We start from the raw sequence: 17778 nt of genomic DNA on the forward strand, positions 1-17778 counted from the left end.
AATCAAAAAACCTTCTTTTCCCTGTTCTATGACTCACAGAACAGTAAATATCTATGAATATCCATTACTCTAAGTAGTTAAAATTTAGAGCATTAAAAAGCCCTTCTATATTCAGTATTTTATGCTAAAATATAGAAGGGTTAAAATTTTTTGAGACTTAGAGAATTACTTCGCTTTCTGATTTACCTCATTTTTAGGAAGTTTCTCAAAACCCATATTATAGAGTGTAAAGGCAAAAACATCAGCATTTTCTTCTATGATTTTGCTTGTTGGTTTGCCTGCTCCGTGTCCTGCATCGGTTTCAATACGAATCATGACAGGATTATTTCCTTTGTGTTTGTCTTGCAACTCTGCTGCAAACTTAAAGGAGTGTGCAGGAACAACACGGTCGTCGTGGTCGCCAGTAACAACAAGTGTAGCAGGATAAGAAACACCTTCTTTTACATTATGGACAGGAGAGTAACCTTTCAAATACTCAAACATTTCTTTGCTTTGCTCTGATGTTCCGTAGTCATACGCCCAACCAGCACCAGCTGTAAAAGTATGATAACGAAGCATATCCAAAACTCCCACAGCAGGAATAGCTACTTTCATAAGGTCTGGACGTTGCGTCATGGTTGCGCCTACCAAAAGACCTCCATTAGAACCTCCTTTGATTGCTAAATAATCGCTAGAAGTATATTTTTCACTAATTAAATATTCAGCAGCAGCAATAAAATCATCAAAAACATTTTGTTTCTTCATCTGTGTACCTGCATCGTGCCACTCTTTTCCATATTCTCCTCCACCTCTAAGGTTTGCCACAGCATAAACGCCTCCTTGCTCCAGCCAAACCGAATTAATCACACTAAAACTTGGTGTAAGGCTGATATTAAATCCACCATAACCATATAAAATAGTTGGGTTTTTACCATTCAACTCTGTCCCTTTTTTATAAGTTATAATCATCGGAACTTTAGTGCCGTCTTTAGAAGTATAAAAAACTTGCTTCGACTCATAGTTGTCAGAGTTAAAATCAATAGCAGGTTTCCAATACGATTCGTACTCTCCTGTGTCAGCATTAAATTTATAAATACTACTTGGTGTGTTGTAGTTAGTGAATGAGAAATACATTTCTTTATCATCTTTCTTTCCTCCAAAACCTCCAGCACTACCCACACCTGGAAGTTCTATATCTCTAATTTTGTTTCCATCCATATCGTACTGAATAACCTTTGAAATAGCATCTACCATATATTCAGCAAACAAATATCCACCTCCAGAAGAAGCACTCAACACATTTTCCGTATGAGGAATGACATCTTTCCAGTTTTCAGAAGTAGGTTTTGAGAAATCTGTCGTTACAACTTTCTGATTTGGTGCATCTAAGTTGGTTACCAAATAGAGTTTTGAACCTTCATTTTCCATTACATACGTATCACTGTCTTCATTATCAATAATGGTAATTAATGGATTGCTTTCCTTAGATAAATCTTTGATAAAAAGTTTATTTCCAGAAGTGGCATTACTACCAGAAATAACTAAATACTTTTCGTCTTCTGTCAAATATCCACTTACATATCTATGTTTTTGTTCGGCTGTTGCTCCAAAAATAACTTTATCTTGGCTTTGAGGTGTGCCTATTTTGTGATAGTATAGTTTATGTTGGTCAGTTTTGGCAGAAAGCTCACTTCCTTCTGGTTTGTCGTAGCTAGAATAATAAAAACCATCGTTTCCTTTCCAACTTACACCACTAAATTTTACATTTTTGAGTGTGTCTTCAATGGCTTCTTTACTTTCTGTGTCGATTGTGATTATTTTTCTCCAGTCACTGCCTCCTTCTGAAATAAGGTAAGCTGCACGACTTCCATCTTTAGAGAAATTTAGTCCTGCCATCGAAACAGTTCCATCTTTGGAAAATGTATTGGGGTCTATAAAAACTTGGTCGGTATCTTCTCCTTCTTTTTTGCGATAAACAACATACTGATTTTGAAGTCCATCATTTTTATAAAAATACGTGTAATCTCCTTCTTTGAATGGTCTTGAGAGTTTTTCGTAGTTCCAAACCTTTTCTAACTGATTTTTAAGCTCCTCACGGTAAGGAATAGATTTTAAATAGTCAAAAGTAACATTGTTCTGCGCTTTTACCCAGCTTTCTGTTTCTGTGCTTCGGTCGTCTTCTAACCAACGGTATGGGTCAGTTACAGCCGTACCAAAATACGTATCTTGAACTGTATCTTTTTTAGTTTCTGGATATTCGAATACAACAGGTTTTTGTTCTTCTTCCATGGTCTTTTTTTCTGTTCCACACGCCGAAAGTAAGGCAGCAGCAACAGATAATTGTAAAATAATTTTTTTCATTGTCTGTATTTGATGAGATATTAACGATTTTTTACGATTTGTATGGCAAGGTAGAGAATAATTACATTCTAAGTTTTCTAAAATTAGTTAATTTGTATATCAGTCTTCTAGACTGGTTGGATAATAAAAAAATGTGTTACTTTGCATTCAGGCTAGAAGTCTGAAATACATATTCTAATAGTATTCTTCAAAAAATAAAAATTGTATAAAAAATTCCTCTCCCAAACAGCTATTTACGGACTTACAGGCATAGTTGGTAGGCTTCTCAACTACCTACTCACACCTTTCTATACAGGTATTTTTCTACCCGATGAGTATGGTGGAATGTCTGTTTTTTATGCCTATGCTGCACTTCTAAATGTAATTTATACGCACGGAATGGAGACAACATACTTTCGTTTTATTGCTAAGGAAAAAGAGGCAGAAAGTGAAAATAAAAATGGAGACTCATACAACCTTTCGCTTAGTTCTGTGCTTTTGGCTTCTCTAATTTTTAGCTCTCTAATGTGGATTTTTGCACAGCCGATAGCCACATTTTTAGAATATCCAGAAAATGCACAGTTTGTAAAATGGTTTGCCTGTATTATTGCCATTGATTCGGTGGTAGCGATTCCTTATGCAAGGCTTAGAGCAGAGGGAAAAGCAATAAAATTTGCCTCTCTTCGAATGACTGTTATTATTCTGACGTTATTTCTCAATATTTTCTTTCTCTATTTTTGCAAAAGTAGCGCAGAAGGAACACAATTTTTATTTTTTCAAGAGTATGCAAAACTGATTTATGACCCTCAAATAGGTGTAGGATATGTTTTTTTAGCCAATCTAATTGCCAACTCTTCTGTACTTCCACTGCTTTGGAGAGAATTTAAAGACTTCCGTTTTGTGATAAATTGGGAAATATATAAGCCTATGATAAAGTATGCTTATCCGTTGCTTTTTGCAGGAATTGCATATTCTATCAATGAAGTAATAGACAGAACGCTGCTACAAAAATGGCTGCCTAATAATTTTTATCCGAATAAAACTCCAATGGATGCTGTTGGTATTTATTCGGCGTGTTATAAGCTCTCTATTTTTATTACACTTGCCGTTCAAGCCTTCAAATATGGGGCAGAACCATTTTTTTTCTCACAAGCAAGCCAAAAAGATTCTCCCAAAACCTTTGCTACCATTACTCATTTTTTTACGATTGTCTGTGTCTTGATGATGCTAGGCGTAAGTATGAATATGGAATGGATAGCCAATATTTTTATCACAAATAAAGCATACCACGAAGGACTTTTTATTGTTCCAATTCTTTTACTAGCAAATATTTGTTTGGGGCTGTACTACAATTTTTCAGTTTGGTTTAAGGTTTCTGACCGAACTCATTTTGGACTTTGGATAAGTCTTGTGGGAGCAATTATTACAATTAGTTTCAACTTTCTCTTGATTCCCTATTTAGGCTATTTTGGAAGTGCTATTGCAACGCTTTCTTGTTATCTCACAATGGCAAGTTTGTGTTACATTTTGGGTAGGAAATATCAGCCTATTCCTTATCCAATTCTGAAAATGATATTGTATTTGGGAGTTTCTACACTTCTTATTTTTGTTTGCTTAAATATTGAATGGACAGGGTTTTGGCAAAAACATTTGATTCAGAACGGACTTTTAGTTTTGTTTTTAGTAGTTACAGTTTTGGTGGAGTATAGAACTTTTAAAAAACTAAAAGAACAGAGCAACTAAAACATTTGCAGCACAAAAATAATAGTTTGCGTACTTATTAAGCTACAATAAATTCCGTTTTAGATTAAAATATCATGATGCAAAGATTATTATACATTCTGACTTTTTTATTTGTGATGATTCAAACTGTTGCTTACAGTCAGAAGGTCAGAACGCCTAAGAATATTGATGAAGCTATCCGTATTTTGAATACAGATTGTCCAGATAGTCTTAAACAAGTCATTAAAGAAACACCTAACGATAGTTTGCTTTATTTAATTTACCCTTTGGGGGGAGAGTATAGAACAATAACGAAATGGGCTGGACTAGGCTCAAAGAGAAAAACGAAGTTTGAAAAGTATTATTCCAAATTAGGAATTACTCACGCTAAACATATTGAGAAAATCGTGTTACTGTCTTTTAAAGCTGCCTTAAATGATAATAACTTCATTCACGAAGATATTATCAGACCATTTCAAAAAATTGAACAAAAGTGGCGAAAAGAAGATAAAGAGAGGTTTACGACAGATACTCTTAGGAACGTTTATATTCCCAAGAACCTTGAAGAATGTTTTAAACAAATAGATAGCTTTTGGAATGACTCTACTAAGCTGCAAGTTAAAGAGTGGACGGAAGACGAATTTATTGCGAAGACACATTTTGGTTTTGGAAGGTGGATACGAAACAACTGGCAATTATGGGGAGGTTCAAGGCTATCAAAGTATTTCAATCAAATGGGTATTTACCATCCAGATGACATGTCTGGAATTATCCTTGACAGCTATCATCGTTATTTATTAGGAAAAGAAATTAAATTAGAGGAGCAGGTCAAATCTTATCAAGATTATTGGAATAAAGTAAATGGAAAAAAATGACTTAAATAATTCAAAAATAATTGAGTAGAACAGAACTTTTCCTAGCTTGAATCCGTTATAATAGCGTACTTTAAATTCATTCTTTCTCATTACTTGCAAAAAAATACCTTTTCTAATCGCTGACAGTTTTCTTCAAAGTACAGAAAACTTGAGATATAGAAAGGGTATTTTTTTTGTCTAATTTTTAAGGAAAAAGATATTCGTAGAAAAAAAAATAAAAATTTTTGTGTGGAATTTTGTGAAGTGGTGCATCTACTTACCAAACAAACAGATTACTACACCAAATTTTTATAATTATGAAATCTTCAAAAATCTCTCTCAGAAAAATCTCTAAAGTTGCTTTGATGGCAAGCTCTACTTTATTTTTTGTGGCTTGTAATTCCTCTAAAAATACCAACTACGAAATGGCAGATAGTTCAGTAGCTGTTACTGAAGAAGATTATGCAGCCGAATCACCTACGAAAATCTCTAGTAATAGAGAAATGTCAAGAGCTAAAAAAGACATTGCTAGTGGAGCTGTGATGAATGAGGCAGAAATGTATTATGATGAAGTTCCTCAAAATACAGAAAACTACCAAAAACAGATAGAAAATAAGTTTATCCAATCACTCAAAGAACCTCTCTCTACGTTTTCTATTGATGTAGATAATGCGTCTTATTCCAATGCTCGTCGTTTTATTCAGTCTGGGCAGCTTCCCAATCCAGATGCTGTTCGTATAGAAGAGTTTATCAATTACTTTGATTACGACTACAAAAATCCGACAGGAAAACATCCTTTTTCAGTTAGCACAGAAATTTCTACTGCGCCTTGGAATGAAAAGCACAAACTCGTCCATGTAGGCATACAAGGAAAAGATTTAGACTATGGCAACCTTGCCCCTTCTAACCTTGTGTTTTTAATTGATGCTTCGGGTTCTATGGAAGCTCAAAACAAACTTCCTCTGCTTCGCTCTTCACTCAAACTTCTTCTTTCTCAACTTAGCGACAACGACCGTATTGCGATTGTAGCCTATGCAGGTGCAGCAGGTTTGGTTTTGGAATCTACGCCAGCTTCAGAAGAAGATAAGATTTTGAATGCGCTAGATGCTGTTTCGGCAGGAGGAAGTACAGCAGGTGGAGCAGGAATACAACTCGCTTATTCTTTGGCTAAAGATAATTTGATAAAAGATGGAAACAACCGAGTTATTTTGTGTACAGATGGCGATTTTAATGTGGGTGTAAATTCTCCAGATGAGCTTGTAAAAATGATTGAAACAAAACGTAATGATGGAATTTTCTTGACTGTTTGTGGTTTTGGAATGGGTAATTACAAAGATTATCAAATGGAAGAACTTAGTAATGCAGGCAATGGAAACTATTTTTACATAGACAATATTCAAGAAGCAAAAAAGGTGTTTGTAACACAAATGAGAGCTACAATGTTTACGATTGCTAAAGATGTCAAGATTCAGATTGAATTTAACCCTGCAAAAGTAGCTGCCTATCGTCTGATTGGTTACGAAAACAGAATGCTCAACAAAGAAGATTTCAATGATGATAAAAAAGATGCTGGAGAGCTTGGCGCAGGACACACCGTAACAGCACTTTATGAAGTAATTCCAGTAGGTGTAAAGAGCGAGTTTTTGCCTTCGGTGGATGATTTGCGTTACCAAAAAGAAGACAAAATCAAAGAAAGTTATACGGCTGCTGCCTCTTCTGATGAACTTTTAAATTTAAAATTACGCTACAAAAAGCCAAATGAAGACACAAGTAATCTTATCGTAAATCCTTTGAAGGATGAGAATATTAAGCTAGAAAAAACTTCTGATAATTTCCGTTTTTCGGCTGCTGTGGCAGAGTTTGGAATGCTTCTAAGAAATTCAGAATACAAATCTAATGCTTCTTATAATCAAGTTATTGCCCTTGTCAAAGATTCCAAAGGAAAAGATTCGGAGGGCTACCGAGCAGAATTTTTGAAACTGGTAGAAAGCTGTCAACTAATGTCAAAATAAAATATGTAGAGAGAATATGCTAGTTATGAAAAGCTAAATCAATCACCAATTTACCTATCAATTTTAAAAAGTCATTTCTAATTTATCTTAGAGATGGCTTTTTTTGATTTTTAAGACTTTGCATAATTCATTTGTTAGAGATAAAGCCTACCTTTGCAGCTCAATTATCAAGAATCTCTATATATAATATAAGAGATAGCAACCTGCATGCGTAAGCAAGGTGCTACAATAGATAAGCCAATACCTATTATCGTATTGGAAAAAAAACGCCTTCGTTTTAGGTGGTTTTATCTGACTGCTTATTTCTTTTACATAGAAGAGATTATTGATAATTTTTTAACATCAAACCAATAACTCTCTATGAAAAAAGTAAATATCAAAACACTTCCTACTCCCAAAGCAAATGGCGTAGCTCTCTTTCCTCTTATTATTTTTGTAGGCATATTCTTAGGTGCAGGCATCTACTTTCAAGATTTTTATGCTTTACCTTCTCCTATTGCTGTTTGTATAGGAATTTTGGCAGCTTTTATTTTGATAAAAATTCCATTCAAAGAAAATATAGATATTTTTTTGAAAGGCTGTGGGGAGGAAAAAATCCTAACGATGTGTATTATTTATCTGTTGGCAGGAGCATTTTCTGCTGTTACTAAAGCCACAGGTAGTGTGGATGCTGTTGTTAGCTTAGGTATTAATTACATTTCTCCTAGCTATTATCCTGCTGGAATATTTCTAGTCGCTGCTTTTTTATCATTATCAGCTGGTACGTCTGTCGGAGCTATCGTAGCATTGGGCTCTGTAGTTGTAGCCTTATCTGAGCAAAGTGGTATTTCGCTTTCCCTTTTGAGTGCTGCTCTCTTGACAGGAGCAATGTTTGGTGATAATCTTTCTATTATTTCTGATACTACCATTGTAGCTACTCAATCTTTAGGTTGTGAAATGAAAGATAAAATGAGAACTAACGCTAAAATAGCATTACCTGCTGCCTTGATTACAGTTGCTATTCTAATAGTGCATGGGTTTTCTTTTGAAGTTTCCTCTCCTAACTCCATCGCATCTTCCGAAATTTCTTGGTTACTTATCGTGCCTTATGTATTTGTTATTGTTGCCTCTTTGGCAGGACTAAATGTATTTGTTGTTTTGTTTTTAGGAGTAGTTTTGTCTGGTATGATAGGACTTTATGGCAATCATTTTGATATTATCGGTTTTAGCAAAACAGCTTATGCAGGGTTTGAAGGAATGAGCGAAATATTTTACCTTTCTCTTCTTACAGGAGGTTTAGCTGCTATGGTAGAAAAAGGTGGAGGCATACAGTTTGTTTTAGAAAAAATTAGTCATTCTATCAAAAGCCAACATACAGCACTAATTGGAATAGCGACGTTAGTAAGCACTATCAATTTATGTATTGCTAATAATACTGTTTCTATTCTTATTTCTGGAAAAATAGCCAAAACAATTAGTGATAATTATTCTATCCGTCCTCAAGTAACAGCCTCTTTATTAGATATTTTCGCCTGTATTGTTCAAGGACTTTTACCCTATGGAGCGCAGGTATTATTACTGATGAGCTTGAGCAAAGGAAAAATAAATTATTTTGAGCTTCTATCTCAGTCGTGGTATTTACATATTCTAGCTATTTTTTCACTTGGCTTGTTATTCCAAAATAGAAAAGCTAACTGACTAAATAGAAGAGGCTGTCCGAAAAGGTCAGTCTCTTTTTTTTATAATTATTTCTTTGTTATAACTTTAAAATTATTGTAAGTCCTACCTAATCCACTTCCAAAACTTTTGCAGCCTTTTTATAATCTTGTAATACTTTTGTATTGATTTCTATATTTGTTTTTACTTCAATGATGGTAATTCTATTTCTTTTATTAATTTCTAGTTCTGTATTTTCTAAAGCCTTTTCAAAGCTATTTTTATCTTCACAAAAAGCATATTCTAGTTCAAACTCTTCGCTTAACTTTTTAGCTTTTAGAGGCTGTTTTACTACAAAAAAATCATCTATTTCTGGCTGCTTGGCACACTCTGGTAACATTTTAAAAATGCCTCCACCGTGGTTGTTGAGCAAAATGACAATCAAGTTTGAGGGCAAATAATCATTCCAAAATGCATTTCTATCATAGAAAAAAGCGACATCACCTGTCAAGAGAATATTTAGTTTTTCTTCATGAGCTATGGCGTGTCCGATGGCTGTACTGGTAGAACCGTCAATACCACTTGTGCCACGGTTGGCAAAAACTTCTACCTCGCCGTGGGCTTCTTTATCTAAGTTGAGATAGTTGGCATAGCGTACACTCATACTATTAGCTAAATGTAAATTTGTAGATTTTGGTAAATTTTTCATTACCATCTTTACAGCTTCAAATTCTGAAAAAGGTTGCTCTGCAAAAAATGTAGCATTTAATTTTCTGATTTCTGCATCCATTGCTCTCCAATTATCTACAAAAAAAGATTGTCTATACGATTCAGCAAAACGAGTTTGTTTTTCTAACACTTTTCTAAAGAAATAAGACGGGTTCAGAGGAATCACTTTTGTGAGTGATTGGAATGTATCAGCCACTTGTCCTGCTGGTTGGATGTGCCAATGCTCAATAGCACGATATTCACGCAAAAACTTTTTCAAATTTTTAGAAATAACTGACTTTCCAAAAGTAATCAATAAGTCTGGACGAAGTTCTTCTAAGTTTTCTCTGTTCATCAGAAAAACATCTTGATGCTGAAGGCTATTTTTTACAGTATGAAGGTTTGAAATTACATCTGCCACAACAGTAACCTCTAAATCATTTAGAGATGAAACTAAGCGTTCGTTATAACGCATTTGTCCTCCTACAATTAGCTTCTCTTCTGTATTGTTCCACACTTCTAAGAGTTCTAACCAATGTTGTGTTCTGATTTTCGGACGACTATGAATCTGTTCTATTATCTTAACTTCATTATCGTATTTTATCTTATTTTGATACAAATTATTTATATCCTCTTCGTCGTTATTTTCTACTGGTGGATAAAAAGGTTCACGAAAAGGCGCATTGATATGAACAGGCGCAGAAGGATAGGTTTTAGATAAATTTATAGCTTCTGAAACAATACGTCCGACGTGCCAAACAGCATCTTTATGAGATAAATCTATGGGCAATGTGTAGCTTTCCTTTACGTGTTTTCCATAAATATTATTCTGCCGTATAGTCTGTCCATCTAATTGGTCTATCCACTCTGGAGGACGGTCAGCCGTCAAGACAATCAAAGGAATTTGCTGAAAATAAGCCTCTGCAATAGCTGGCGCATAATTGTAGGCGGCCGAACCCGATGTACAAATCAAAACTACTGGTTTGTTTGTCTGTTGTGCAATGCCTAAAGCAACAAAAGCTGCTGAACGCTCATCGGCTACCACTTTGCAATTTAGATTTTCATGTCTTGCAAAAGCTAAAGTCAGAGGTGCAGAACGAGAACCGGGAGAAATAATCACGTTTTCTATTCCGTGTTTGTAGCAAATATGAGCAATGTTCCAAATAGGTTGAAGAGCGTATGACATAACTGAGTGGACAATTTTAAAATGGACAATGAATAATTGAACTGCACAATCGGATATGAATAGTTTTATTCATCAATTAGGTATAAGTCTGTTCTGAATAACTCTTTGCAAGCAAAATGTTATAACAAGTTTACAAAATTTATAGAAGTATCTCTAAAAAGCATGTTATTATGAATTTTAATCTTGCTTTCTTTAGTGTTTCTTTCTTAATTTAAGAGTTTGGCATATTAATAGCTATTTAACTTAACGTGATTGCCACGAGATTGGTAATTTTTTCATGGCTATAAAAAAGAGGTTTCAGCATGTTCTGAAGCCTTTTTTTGTGGGTTTATTTTCGTTATATCAAAAGCAAGCCTTTGAGTTACAAGTTATTGTTTTTCTTTTGGTTTCCACTTTTCTAAAAACTCTTCTATGGTTTGGGCATCTTCTATTTTGAAATCGCCTATTCTTGTTCTTCGAAGACCAGAAAGGTGTGCGCCTGTTTCTAGTTGCTTTCCTAAATCGTGAGCAAGACTTCGGATATATGTTCCCTTACTGCAAACGACTCTCAAAGAAATAATGGCTTTTTGTTCTGATAAGTCTGATTCTAAAATTTCTAATTCTGAAATAGTTACTTTTCTTGACTTTAGCTCTATTTCTTCGCCTTTTCTTGCCGATTTGTAGGCTCTTTTTCCATCTACTTGCACAGCCGAAAAAATGGGTGGAACTTGGTCTATTTCTCCTTCAAAATGCTTTAAAGCATCTTTTATCTTTTCTAAAGTAATTTCTGAAGTATCTTTTTCGTTTTCTAGTTCGGTCTCCAAATCATAGGAGGGAGTAGTAAAGCCAAAGGTAATTTGGGCAATATATTCTTTTTCCTGTCCTTGAAACTGCTCTATTTGTTTTGTCATTTTTCCAGAGCAGAGAATCAGAAGTCCTGTGGCAAGTGGGTCTAACGTCCCTGCATGTCCGACCTTAACTTTTTTCTTCTGTTCATATTTTTTGATAGCATAACGAATTTTATTGACCACATCAAAAGACGACCAAGTAAGTGGCTTGTCTATCAAAATTACTTTTCCTTGTGAGAATATTCCTTGTTCTTGTTGCATTTTTTTCTGATTAATAATTTGATATATCTATTTTTGAGCTAGTCTCAACCTTGTTCCTCTCAAGTTTTCTCTGATGAAACATATTGCCCAATCATTCTTGCCATCGTGCATTTGTATAGTAAGTGTAGCATCTGTAAACTCTACGATATTCCAATATCTATCTTTTTTATTGGGGTCGTAGAGATGGATTTGATGGTCTTTTTCCAAATATCTCCACAACACTGCTTCATTATTTTCATACATATTAGTATGTAAGATACCTTTTGTTCCTTTATGATTGTTCATTTCAAATTCTACATACATAGTATTTACTTTTGACTGCATAACCGAATCTTTATGTTTTCTCATCTGCTCTCTCATGTTTTTGGGAAAATCATCAATATCTTCTTCTAATAGTGTTGAACTTAGGCTTTTAGTTACCCACTTTCCTTCCAATGTTTTTAGTCTGCTTTCACAACTCATCAAAGAAATGATTAGAAAAACAATTATTATAAATGGAGTGTTTTTTATTGTTGCCAAATTGATATTGTTTTTAGTTTAGGTGTTCGATGTCTTTATCATTGTCTTGTTTTTGTTGCTTTTTTATTTCTTTATAAAGCGTTTTTTCAATGCGTTTGTCTGGAACTATCCAAAGCAAAGCTACACCAAAGTAAATAGAAATAGAAACCCATGGGCTAATAAAAGAGAGAGGAATTGCAGCAGCGTATAAAACCAATGAAACTTTGCCTTTGTAGTCTTTTCCAATGGCTTTATGCAGGACAGAGTCTTCGCCATGAATTTTGAGAATCATATTCTGCAAAATAAAATAGGCTATTGCACTCATTAGTAAAACTACTCCATAAAGTGCATCTGGAATAGGAGCAAACTTTGTCTCACCCAACCAACCCGACGTAAATGGAATCAATGAAAGCCAAAAAAGTAGGTGGAGATTTGCCCAAAGCACTTTTCCTTTGACATATTTTGTAGCTTGAAAAAGATGATGATGATTGTTCCAATAAATGCCCAAGTAGAGAAAACTCAAAATATAGCTGATAAATACAGGATATACTTCTTGTAAATCGTGCAAATCATTTCCTTTTGGAACTTTCATTTCCAATACCATAATGGTAATGAGGATTGCCAATACACCATCACTAAAGGCTTCTAATCTATTTGATTTCATTCTATTTGTATAAAAAGAAAAAGATAAATCTGAAAAAATCAAATTTACCTTTTTGTAATGGAATAACCTAAAATGAGAATTTGTCTGTTTACATTCCGTGTTGTGTTTCTATTTTGGCAGCCTTCCAGCTCTCAAAACCACCATCTAGCTCAATAATGCGTTCGAAGCCCATCTCCTTTGCCTTTTCTACGGCTCTTGCACTACGTCCACCCGATTTACAGTATAAAAAGAGAGGTTTGTCTTTTTCTAGCTTCGAAAGCTCTTCCTCAAAAGAATCTCCATTGATGTCAATGTTTTTGGCTTTTAGAATACTTGCTTGTTCAAACTCTTGAGGAGTTCTGACATCGACAATATTGTATAATTTGAGTTCAGCCATTTTGATACGAAACTCTGGAGCTTCTAGTTTTTCAACTTTCTGATTAGTAACTTCTGTTTGCTCTGTATTTGTTGTTGTATCTGCTTTTTTAGTGTTGTTACAAGATGTAATTGAAACGAACAGACTAAAAAAAGCAATAATAAAGATTGATTTTTTCATAGAATAATTATTTGGTATTATTTGCGCTAAACCGTAAAACGAGAGTAAAACCGTTGTTTAGGGGCATTATTTATACATTTACATGTCTTTCGGCGTGATAAGAAGAGCGAACCAATGCACCAGATTCTACATATTTTAGACCTCGTTTCAACCCTTCTTCCTTGTAGAAATCAAATACTTCTGGATGTACATATTCAGTAACAGCAAGGTGCATTCTTGTAGGTTGCATATATTGCCCAATAGTAAGAATATCACAACCGTTTTCCACCAAATCGTCCATAGTTTTCAAAACCTCTTCATTGGTTTCGCCTAAGCCGACCATAATTCCAGTTTTGGTACGTTTGCCATACGCTTTGGTACGCTTGATTTGTTCCAAACTGCGTGCATAACGAGCCTGTGGACGCACACGCTTGTAGAGTCTTTCCACCGTTTCTATATTATGTGAAACTACTTCTTGCCCTGCCGAAATCATTGTTTCTAAGGCTTCCCAGTTAGCTTTTGTATCTGGAATGAGTGTTTCGATAGTTGTTTTTGGAGAAAGTTCTTTTGTAAACTTGACAGTGTTGTGCCAAATTTCTGCACCACGGTCTTTGAGTTCATCACGATTAACAGAAGTTATAACAGCGTGTTTTACTTTCATTAGGCTGATTGCTTCTGCTACTCTTCTTGGTTCGTCAGTGTCATATTCTGGTGGACGACCCGTCTGTACAGCACAAAATGAACAACCACGAGTACATACATTTCCCAATATCATAAAGGTAGCCGTTCCAGCTCCCCAACACTCTCCCATATTTGGACAGTTTCCACTTTGGCAAATAGTATGCAACTTATGTTTGCTGACTAGCTCGTTTACTTGCTTATAATTTTCTCCGACGGGCAGGCGAACACGCAACCAATCTGGCTTTTTGCCACTAAGCTCTTCTGGAGTTTTATTTTTTGCATTTATATTTATAACTGGTAATTCTATCATATTATATAGCAGTTTCTCGCTGTTTTTTGGTTAAATTCTCTTTATACAAATATACAAAATTGTAGCCTTAATTTTGAGTTTTGGTGTATTGATAATCTATGGTTTTAGCTAAGGTCTCACCCTCATAATGACGTTCTCTAATAAGTCTTGCATCCTTATAAACAGATACTTTCTTACTAAAAAAGCTCTTTGAAGGTTGTATTTTGTCTGTCATCCTTCCTAGTGGGCTTACAAAACTCTGATGAATAATTTGCCATAATCTGTCTTTTTGATAGATAAATTCTTGGGTATCATAAGAAATTAGATTTTCTTTTTGGCGTTTTTCAGTTCTTATAAAAGTAGGAAGGTTGTTTTTTTCATCGTAAGCATACCATATAAGTTCTTGCTCTCCTGTCTGATAATTAAAGTAATGCGTTTTTTCAATAAAATCTTTATTGTATCCTGTTTTTATGTAGCTATAAAATGTCTCTTCTAATGGTGTTTTATCATCTACAAAAACAACATGTTTGGTTCTCTTACGTGTCTCTTCATCAAAATAAGTAATATACTTTTTGTGTATAGGATTAGCTATTTTCTTGTTACCACTAAAAATAAAATTTAAAGTAGGAGTGATTTTTCCATCCTTAGTAGGCTCATAAAAATTGACTACTTCTCTTCCAAAAAGGCTATCAAAGGCAGTGTAGGAATACAAGATTCGTCTTACAAGCTCATTGTTATGATATATTTTTTCTTCTGTAACTTTTCCTCGTTCATCTTTATAAGAAACTCGTTTCTGCTCGCCCCAAACAGGGTGAGTTATTGTTATGGTAGGCTCTGCTCCATACGTGTAATTGACCTTAACAATACCTTCTGTTGTATAGACATCTAGTCTCTTCAGACTTGCTTGAGTATCATAGATATAATCAGTTTTAAGGTCTTGTAAAGGCTCTTCAACGCTCATTAGTCTTCCTTGTGTGTCGTAGCTATGCACACTATGCTTTTGAGAACGCTCATCAGAACTTGTAGTTTGCCAAGCAATGATTTGATTTTGAGCAGACACTTCTACTTTAAAAATAAACAAGAATAAAAATACGGATGTGAAAAAATAATGAATACGCATACGTTGGTAAAGTTAAATTTGGAATTATTTTTACTTAAACGTATGAAACCCTTATTTTGATATATTTTTTTTAGATTAAGTAATTGTGCAGATGTAGATTACATTAAATATTTACATAAATTACTTATAAACAATTAGTTATATGATTGACTTCGCTGCTTTGACAGGTTTCAATTATCAATTTTAAGTTGTCCATTTACTTATAACTCTAATAAAAATTTCATAGTATCTACTCCATCAGCATAATCATAGACTTTAGGATGCTGTGCTTGTCCAAAATCAATGCTGTTTTCAAACCAAGCATTTGCCGAAACGATAACTTGTATTTGCTCTTCTTTCTCCGTAACAATTTGTTTTACTTCTTCAATATCTTGATAGATTTCATAATATAATACTCCAGTAGGCGAAGAAATAGAAGTATCCTTTGTAAGCAAAATATTGAAGGCATCAAAGTGATGAATTTGCTCCATTAGGTAAATAGCTTTATAATAATCATAGTTATTAGCATATTTATTATGATTTTTCATTTCATTCCACTGTAAATACACTGTATCAAGTAGTTTTCCAAAGTCATATCCTTCTGGAACATATAGTTTTGATACATTTCGACAACCCAAACCAAAGTATTGAAAAATATCTATAGATAATCTTTCTAACTCTTCTTGTGTCTCGTCTCCTTTAATAATGGCTACTGAAGAGCGATTTTTACGAATAATACTTGGAAATTTTCCAAAATAATATTCAAAATAACGTGCAGAATTATTACTGCCTGTGGCAATATAAGCATCTGCGCCTTTTAGGTTAGGACGCAATGAGATATGTTCTTTGAAAGTAGGTTCTACTTCAAACATCCATTCTAGTAGTTTTTCTATCAGAATAGTATCTTTTTGGCTTGGCTTTATCCAAACATTGTGTCCACTCAAAAGCACTGTGAGCATATCATGAAAACCTACAAAAGGAATATTTCCTGCCATTATAATTCCTATATTTTTTGAAGGTATTTTTGTCCCCACCTCTTCTAATGCTTGTTGGTTGTAGTTAGAAAGCCAATTTTCTAAGCTATCTTTTGTTAGCATACTGCGAATAGAAGCAAGGGCAAATTCTATATTTTCAATCGTGAACCAGTTATTATGCACATAGGCTCTATGAAAAATAGGATGTTTGTCTTTTTTTGAAAGAGTATCTATAAAATTGCCTAATGCAACTAAAGCAGCTTTACGATGAGAGAGTGTCATTGCTAAAAACAGGGAAATGGTTTTGTATGAATTTGAAATAGGCTGCAAAGATAGAAAATTATGTAGTATCCATCTAAAAAATGTGATAAAACAAAAAAGCCTGTCTGAACAAAGTCAGACAGGATTTTCAAAGTTCTTTAGGTCTAAATTATTTCTAACTCAGATTATAGAGCGAAACCTAATCCTACCATAAAGGCTACATCACTGATACTAGCTTGACGTACTAATGGTTGTAAAGAAGTGATATCACCTGCTCTACGTACAGTTTTTGTGAAACCATGACGGTAACGAGCATCTACTAACAAGTTAGCAAATTTAAGGTCAAACTGTAAGCCTGTTCCGATGATTGCACCAAAGTCGTGAGGAGCAAAGCTATTTGTTACGTCAAAAGTTTGGTCATAAACAAATGCACCAGAGCTTGCAGTTGTACGGCTATATGTGTAAGCATTGTAGTTGTAAGAGAAACCAGCGTACAAACGTGGGTGATACACAGAAAGCACAGGAATACGTACGTTTCCAATAACGTTTGCTTGGAAGTTGTTTGCACGGTATGTAGTTGTTGCATTAGAGAATACAGTGAACGCATTTTGAGTCCATCCTAATTCTAATTCAGCACCTACCCATTTAGTGAAGTCATAACGACCAAAAGCATGGATTTGAGGAGCGATGTTTTTGCCAGCTCCTTCTTGTTGGAAAAAGTATTCTGTATCTGCACCAATACGGATATCAGAAATATTAAAGCCAGACTTGAAGCCTACCATAAGTTTAGATTCAGACTCGCCTGCTCCGTCTTGAGCAAAAGCAGCACCTGAAGTCAATACAACTGCACATACAGCAGTAGCGATAGCACGGATTGAACGTTTCAAAGAGAAATCAATGTTAAAGGGTACTTTCATAATTTAAAAGGTTGTTGTTGTAAGATAACGGATTTTGTTCGAAAAAAGTAAATTTTCTCCAAAATAGAAAACTTTGCTGCAAAGGAAAGCATTTTTTTTTAATTTCTTGCAAATTTTATTCACTTTATTTTCATAAATGCAGTCAAGTAACAGCTAACCTATTCTATTTGGTTAGAATATATTTCAATAAATAAACATGTTATTTCTCAATTAGAAATTGATTTATTGAAAAGTTAGTAGCCTGATTATAAAAATAAAACAACAAAGATTTGAGAAGTCAAAGAAAAATCTTAACCATTTTGTTCAAGAAAAGATTTTCAAGAAAACCTCTTCCGAAACAGAATTGTCAAAACATAA

At 34.3% G+C, this 17778-nt stretch carries 14 protein-coding genes and 1 riboswitch; of the genes, 4 read left to right on the plus strand and 10 right to left on the minus strand.

From position 1 onward, the window contains the following. Nucleotides 1-165 precede the first annotated feature (165 nt). Nucleotides 166-2340 (minus strand): prolyl oligopeptidase family serine peptidase, encoded by a 2175-nt coding sequence (locus tag QZ659_RS09065; RefSeq protein ID WP_291725206.1) that lies wholly within the window; start codon nucleotides 2338-2340, stop codon nucleotides 166-168. 201 nt (nucleotides 2341-2541) lie between these two features. On the opposite strand from QZ659_RS09065, the gene QZ659_RS09070 reads away from it, so the two are divergent. From QZ659_RS09070 to QZ659_RS09085, 4 genes are all read left to right on the plus strand, one after another. Beyond that, the gene (locus QZ659_RS09070) at nucleotides 2542-4062 is read left to right on the plus strand and encodes a lipopolysaccharide biosynthesis protein (protein WP_291725210.1); all 1521 of its coding nucleotides are present in this window, start codon (nucleotides 2542-2544) and stop codon (nucleotides 4060-4062) included. A 74-nt stretch (nucleotides 4063-4136) separates the two neighbouring features. Next, a complete protein-coding gene (locus QZ659_RS09075; RefSeq protein ID WP_291725213.1) occupies nucleotides 4137-4916 on the plus strand; it encodes a DUF6794 domain-containing protein in 780 nt (259 codons plus the stop codon). A 296-nt stretch (nucleotides 4917-5212) separates the two neighbouring features. Then, complete coding sequence (locus tag QZ659_RS09080; RefSeq protein ID WP_291725216.1) at nucleotides 5213-6907, plus strand: vWA domain-containing protein; 1695 nt, start codon at nucleotides 5213-5215, stop codon at nucleotides 6905-6907. A 159-nt stretch (nucleotides 6908-7066) separates the two neighbouring features. Beyond that, nucleotides 7067-7182: riboswitch (SAM-I-IV-variant riboswitch) on the plus strand. An 85-nt stretch (nucleotides 7183-7267) separates the two neighbouring features. Then, nucleotides 7268-8584, plus strand: a complete 1317-nt coding sequence (locus QZ659_RS09085) for a Na+/H+ antiporter NhaC family protein (protein ID WP_291725219.1) — start codon at nucleotides 7268-7270, stop codon at nucleotides 8582-8584. A gap of 88 nt (nucleotides 8585-8672) precedes the next feature. On the opposite strand, the gene menD is transcribed toward QZ659_RS09085, so the two are convergent. The 9 genes from menD to QZ659_RS09130 all read right to left on the minus strand — a co-directional run bounded on the left by menD (nucleotide 8673) and on the right by QZ659_RS09130 (nucleotide 17421). Then, on the minus strand, nucleotides 8673-10436 hold the full coding sequence (gene menD / locus QZ659_RS09090; protein ID WP_291725223.1) for a 2-succinyl-5-enolpyruvyl-6-hydroxy-3-cyclohexene-1-carboxylic-acid synthase: 1764 nt from the start codon (nucleotides 10434-10436) through the stop codon (nucleotides 8673-8675). 368 nt (nucleotides 10437-10804) lie between these two features. Continuing rightward, on the minus strand, nucleotides 10805-11524 hold the full coding sequence (gene truB / locus QZ659_RS09095) for a tRNA pseudouridine(55) synthase TruB (protein WP_291725226.1): 720 nt from the start codon (nucleotides 11522-11524) through the stop codon (nucleotides 10805-10807). 27 nt (nucleotides 11525-11551) lie between these two features. After that, nucleotides 11552-12043: a hypothetical protein gene (locus tag QZ659_RS09100; RefSeq protein ID WP_291725229.1), complete on the minus strand. Its 492-nt coding sequence runs from the start codon at nucleotides 12041-12043 to the stop codon at nucleotides 11552-11554. 13 nt (nucleotides 12044-12056) lie between these two features. Next, complete coding sequence (locus QZ659_RS09105) at nucleotides 12057-12686, minus strand: TMEM175 family protein (RefSeq protein WP_291725232.1); 630 nt, start codon at nucleotides 12684-12686, stop codon at nucleotides 12057-12059. A gap of 88 nt (nucleotides 12687-12774) precedes the next feature. Further along, a complete protein-coding gene (locus QZ659_RS09110) occupies nucleotides 12775-13221 on the minus strand; it encodes a rhodanese-like domain-containing protein (protein WP_291725234.1) in 447 nt (148 codons plus the stop codon). Between the two features lie 70 nt (nucleotides 13222-13291). Further along, the gene (lipA, locus tag QZ659_RS09115; protein WP_291725238.1) at nucleotides 13292-14191 is read right to left on the minus strand and encodes a lipoyl synthase; all 900 of its coding nucleotides are present in this window, start codon (nucleotides 14189-14191) and stop codon (nucleotides 13292-13294) included. A 67-nt stretch (nucleotides 14192-14258) separates the two neighbouring features. Then, the gene (locus QZ659_RS09120; protein WP_291725240.1) at nucleotides 14259-15290 is read right to left on the minus strand and encodes a hypothetical protein; all 1032 of its coding nucleotides are present in this window, start codon (nucleotides 15288-15290) and stop codon (nucleotides 14259-14261) included. A 200-nt stretch (nucleotides 15291-15490) separates the two neighbouring features. Beyond that, on the minus strand, nucleotides 15491-16525 hold the full coding sequence (locus QZ659_RS09125; protein ID WP_291725243.1) for an acyl-CoA reductase: 1035 nt from the start codon (nucleotides 16523-16525) through the stop codon (nucleotides 15491-15493). A gap of 164 nt (nucleotides 16526-16689) precedes the next feature. After that, nucleotides 16690-17421: a porin family protein gene (locus tag QZ659_RS09130; protein ID WP_291725247.1), complete on the minus strand. Its 732-nt coding sequence runs from the start codon at nucleotides 17419-17421 to the stop codon at nucleotides 16690-16692. Between the last annotated feature and the right edge of the window lie 357 nt (nucleotides 17422-17778).

It is taken from the genome of Bernardetia sp., from assembly GCF_020630935.1.
GTDB lineage: Bacteria > Bacteroidota > Bacteroidia > Cytophagales > Bernardetiaceae > Bernardetia.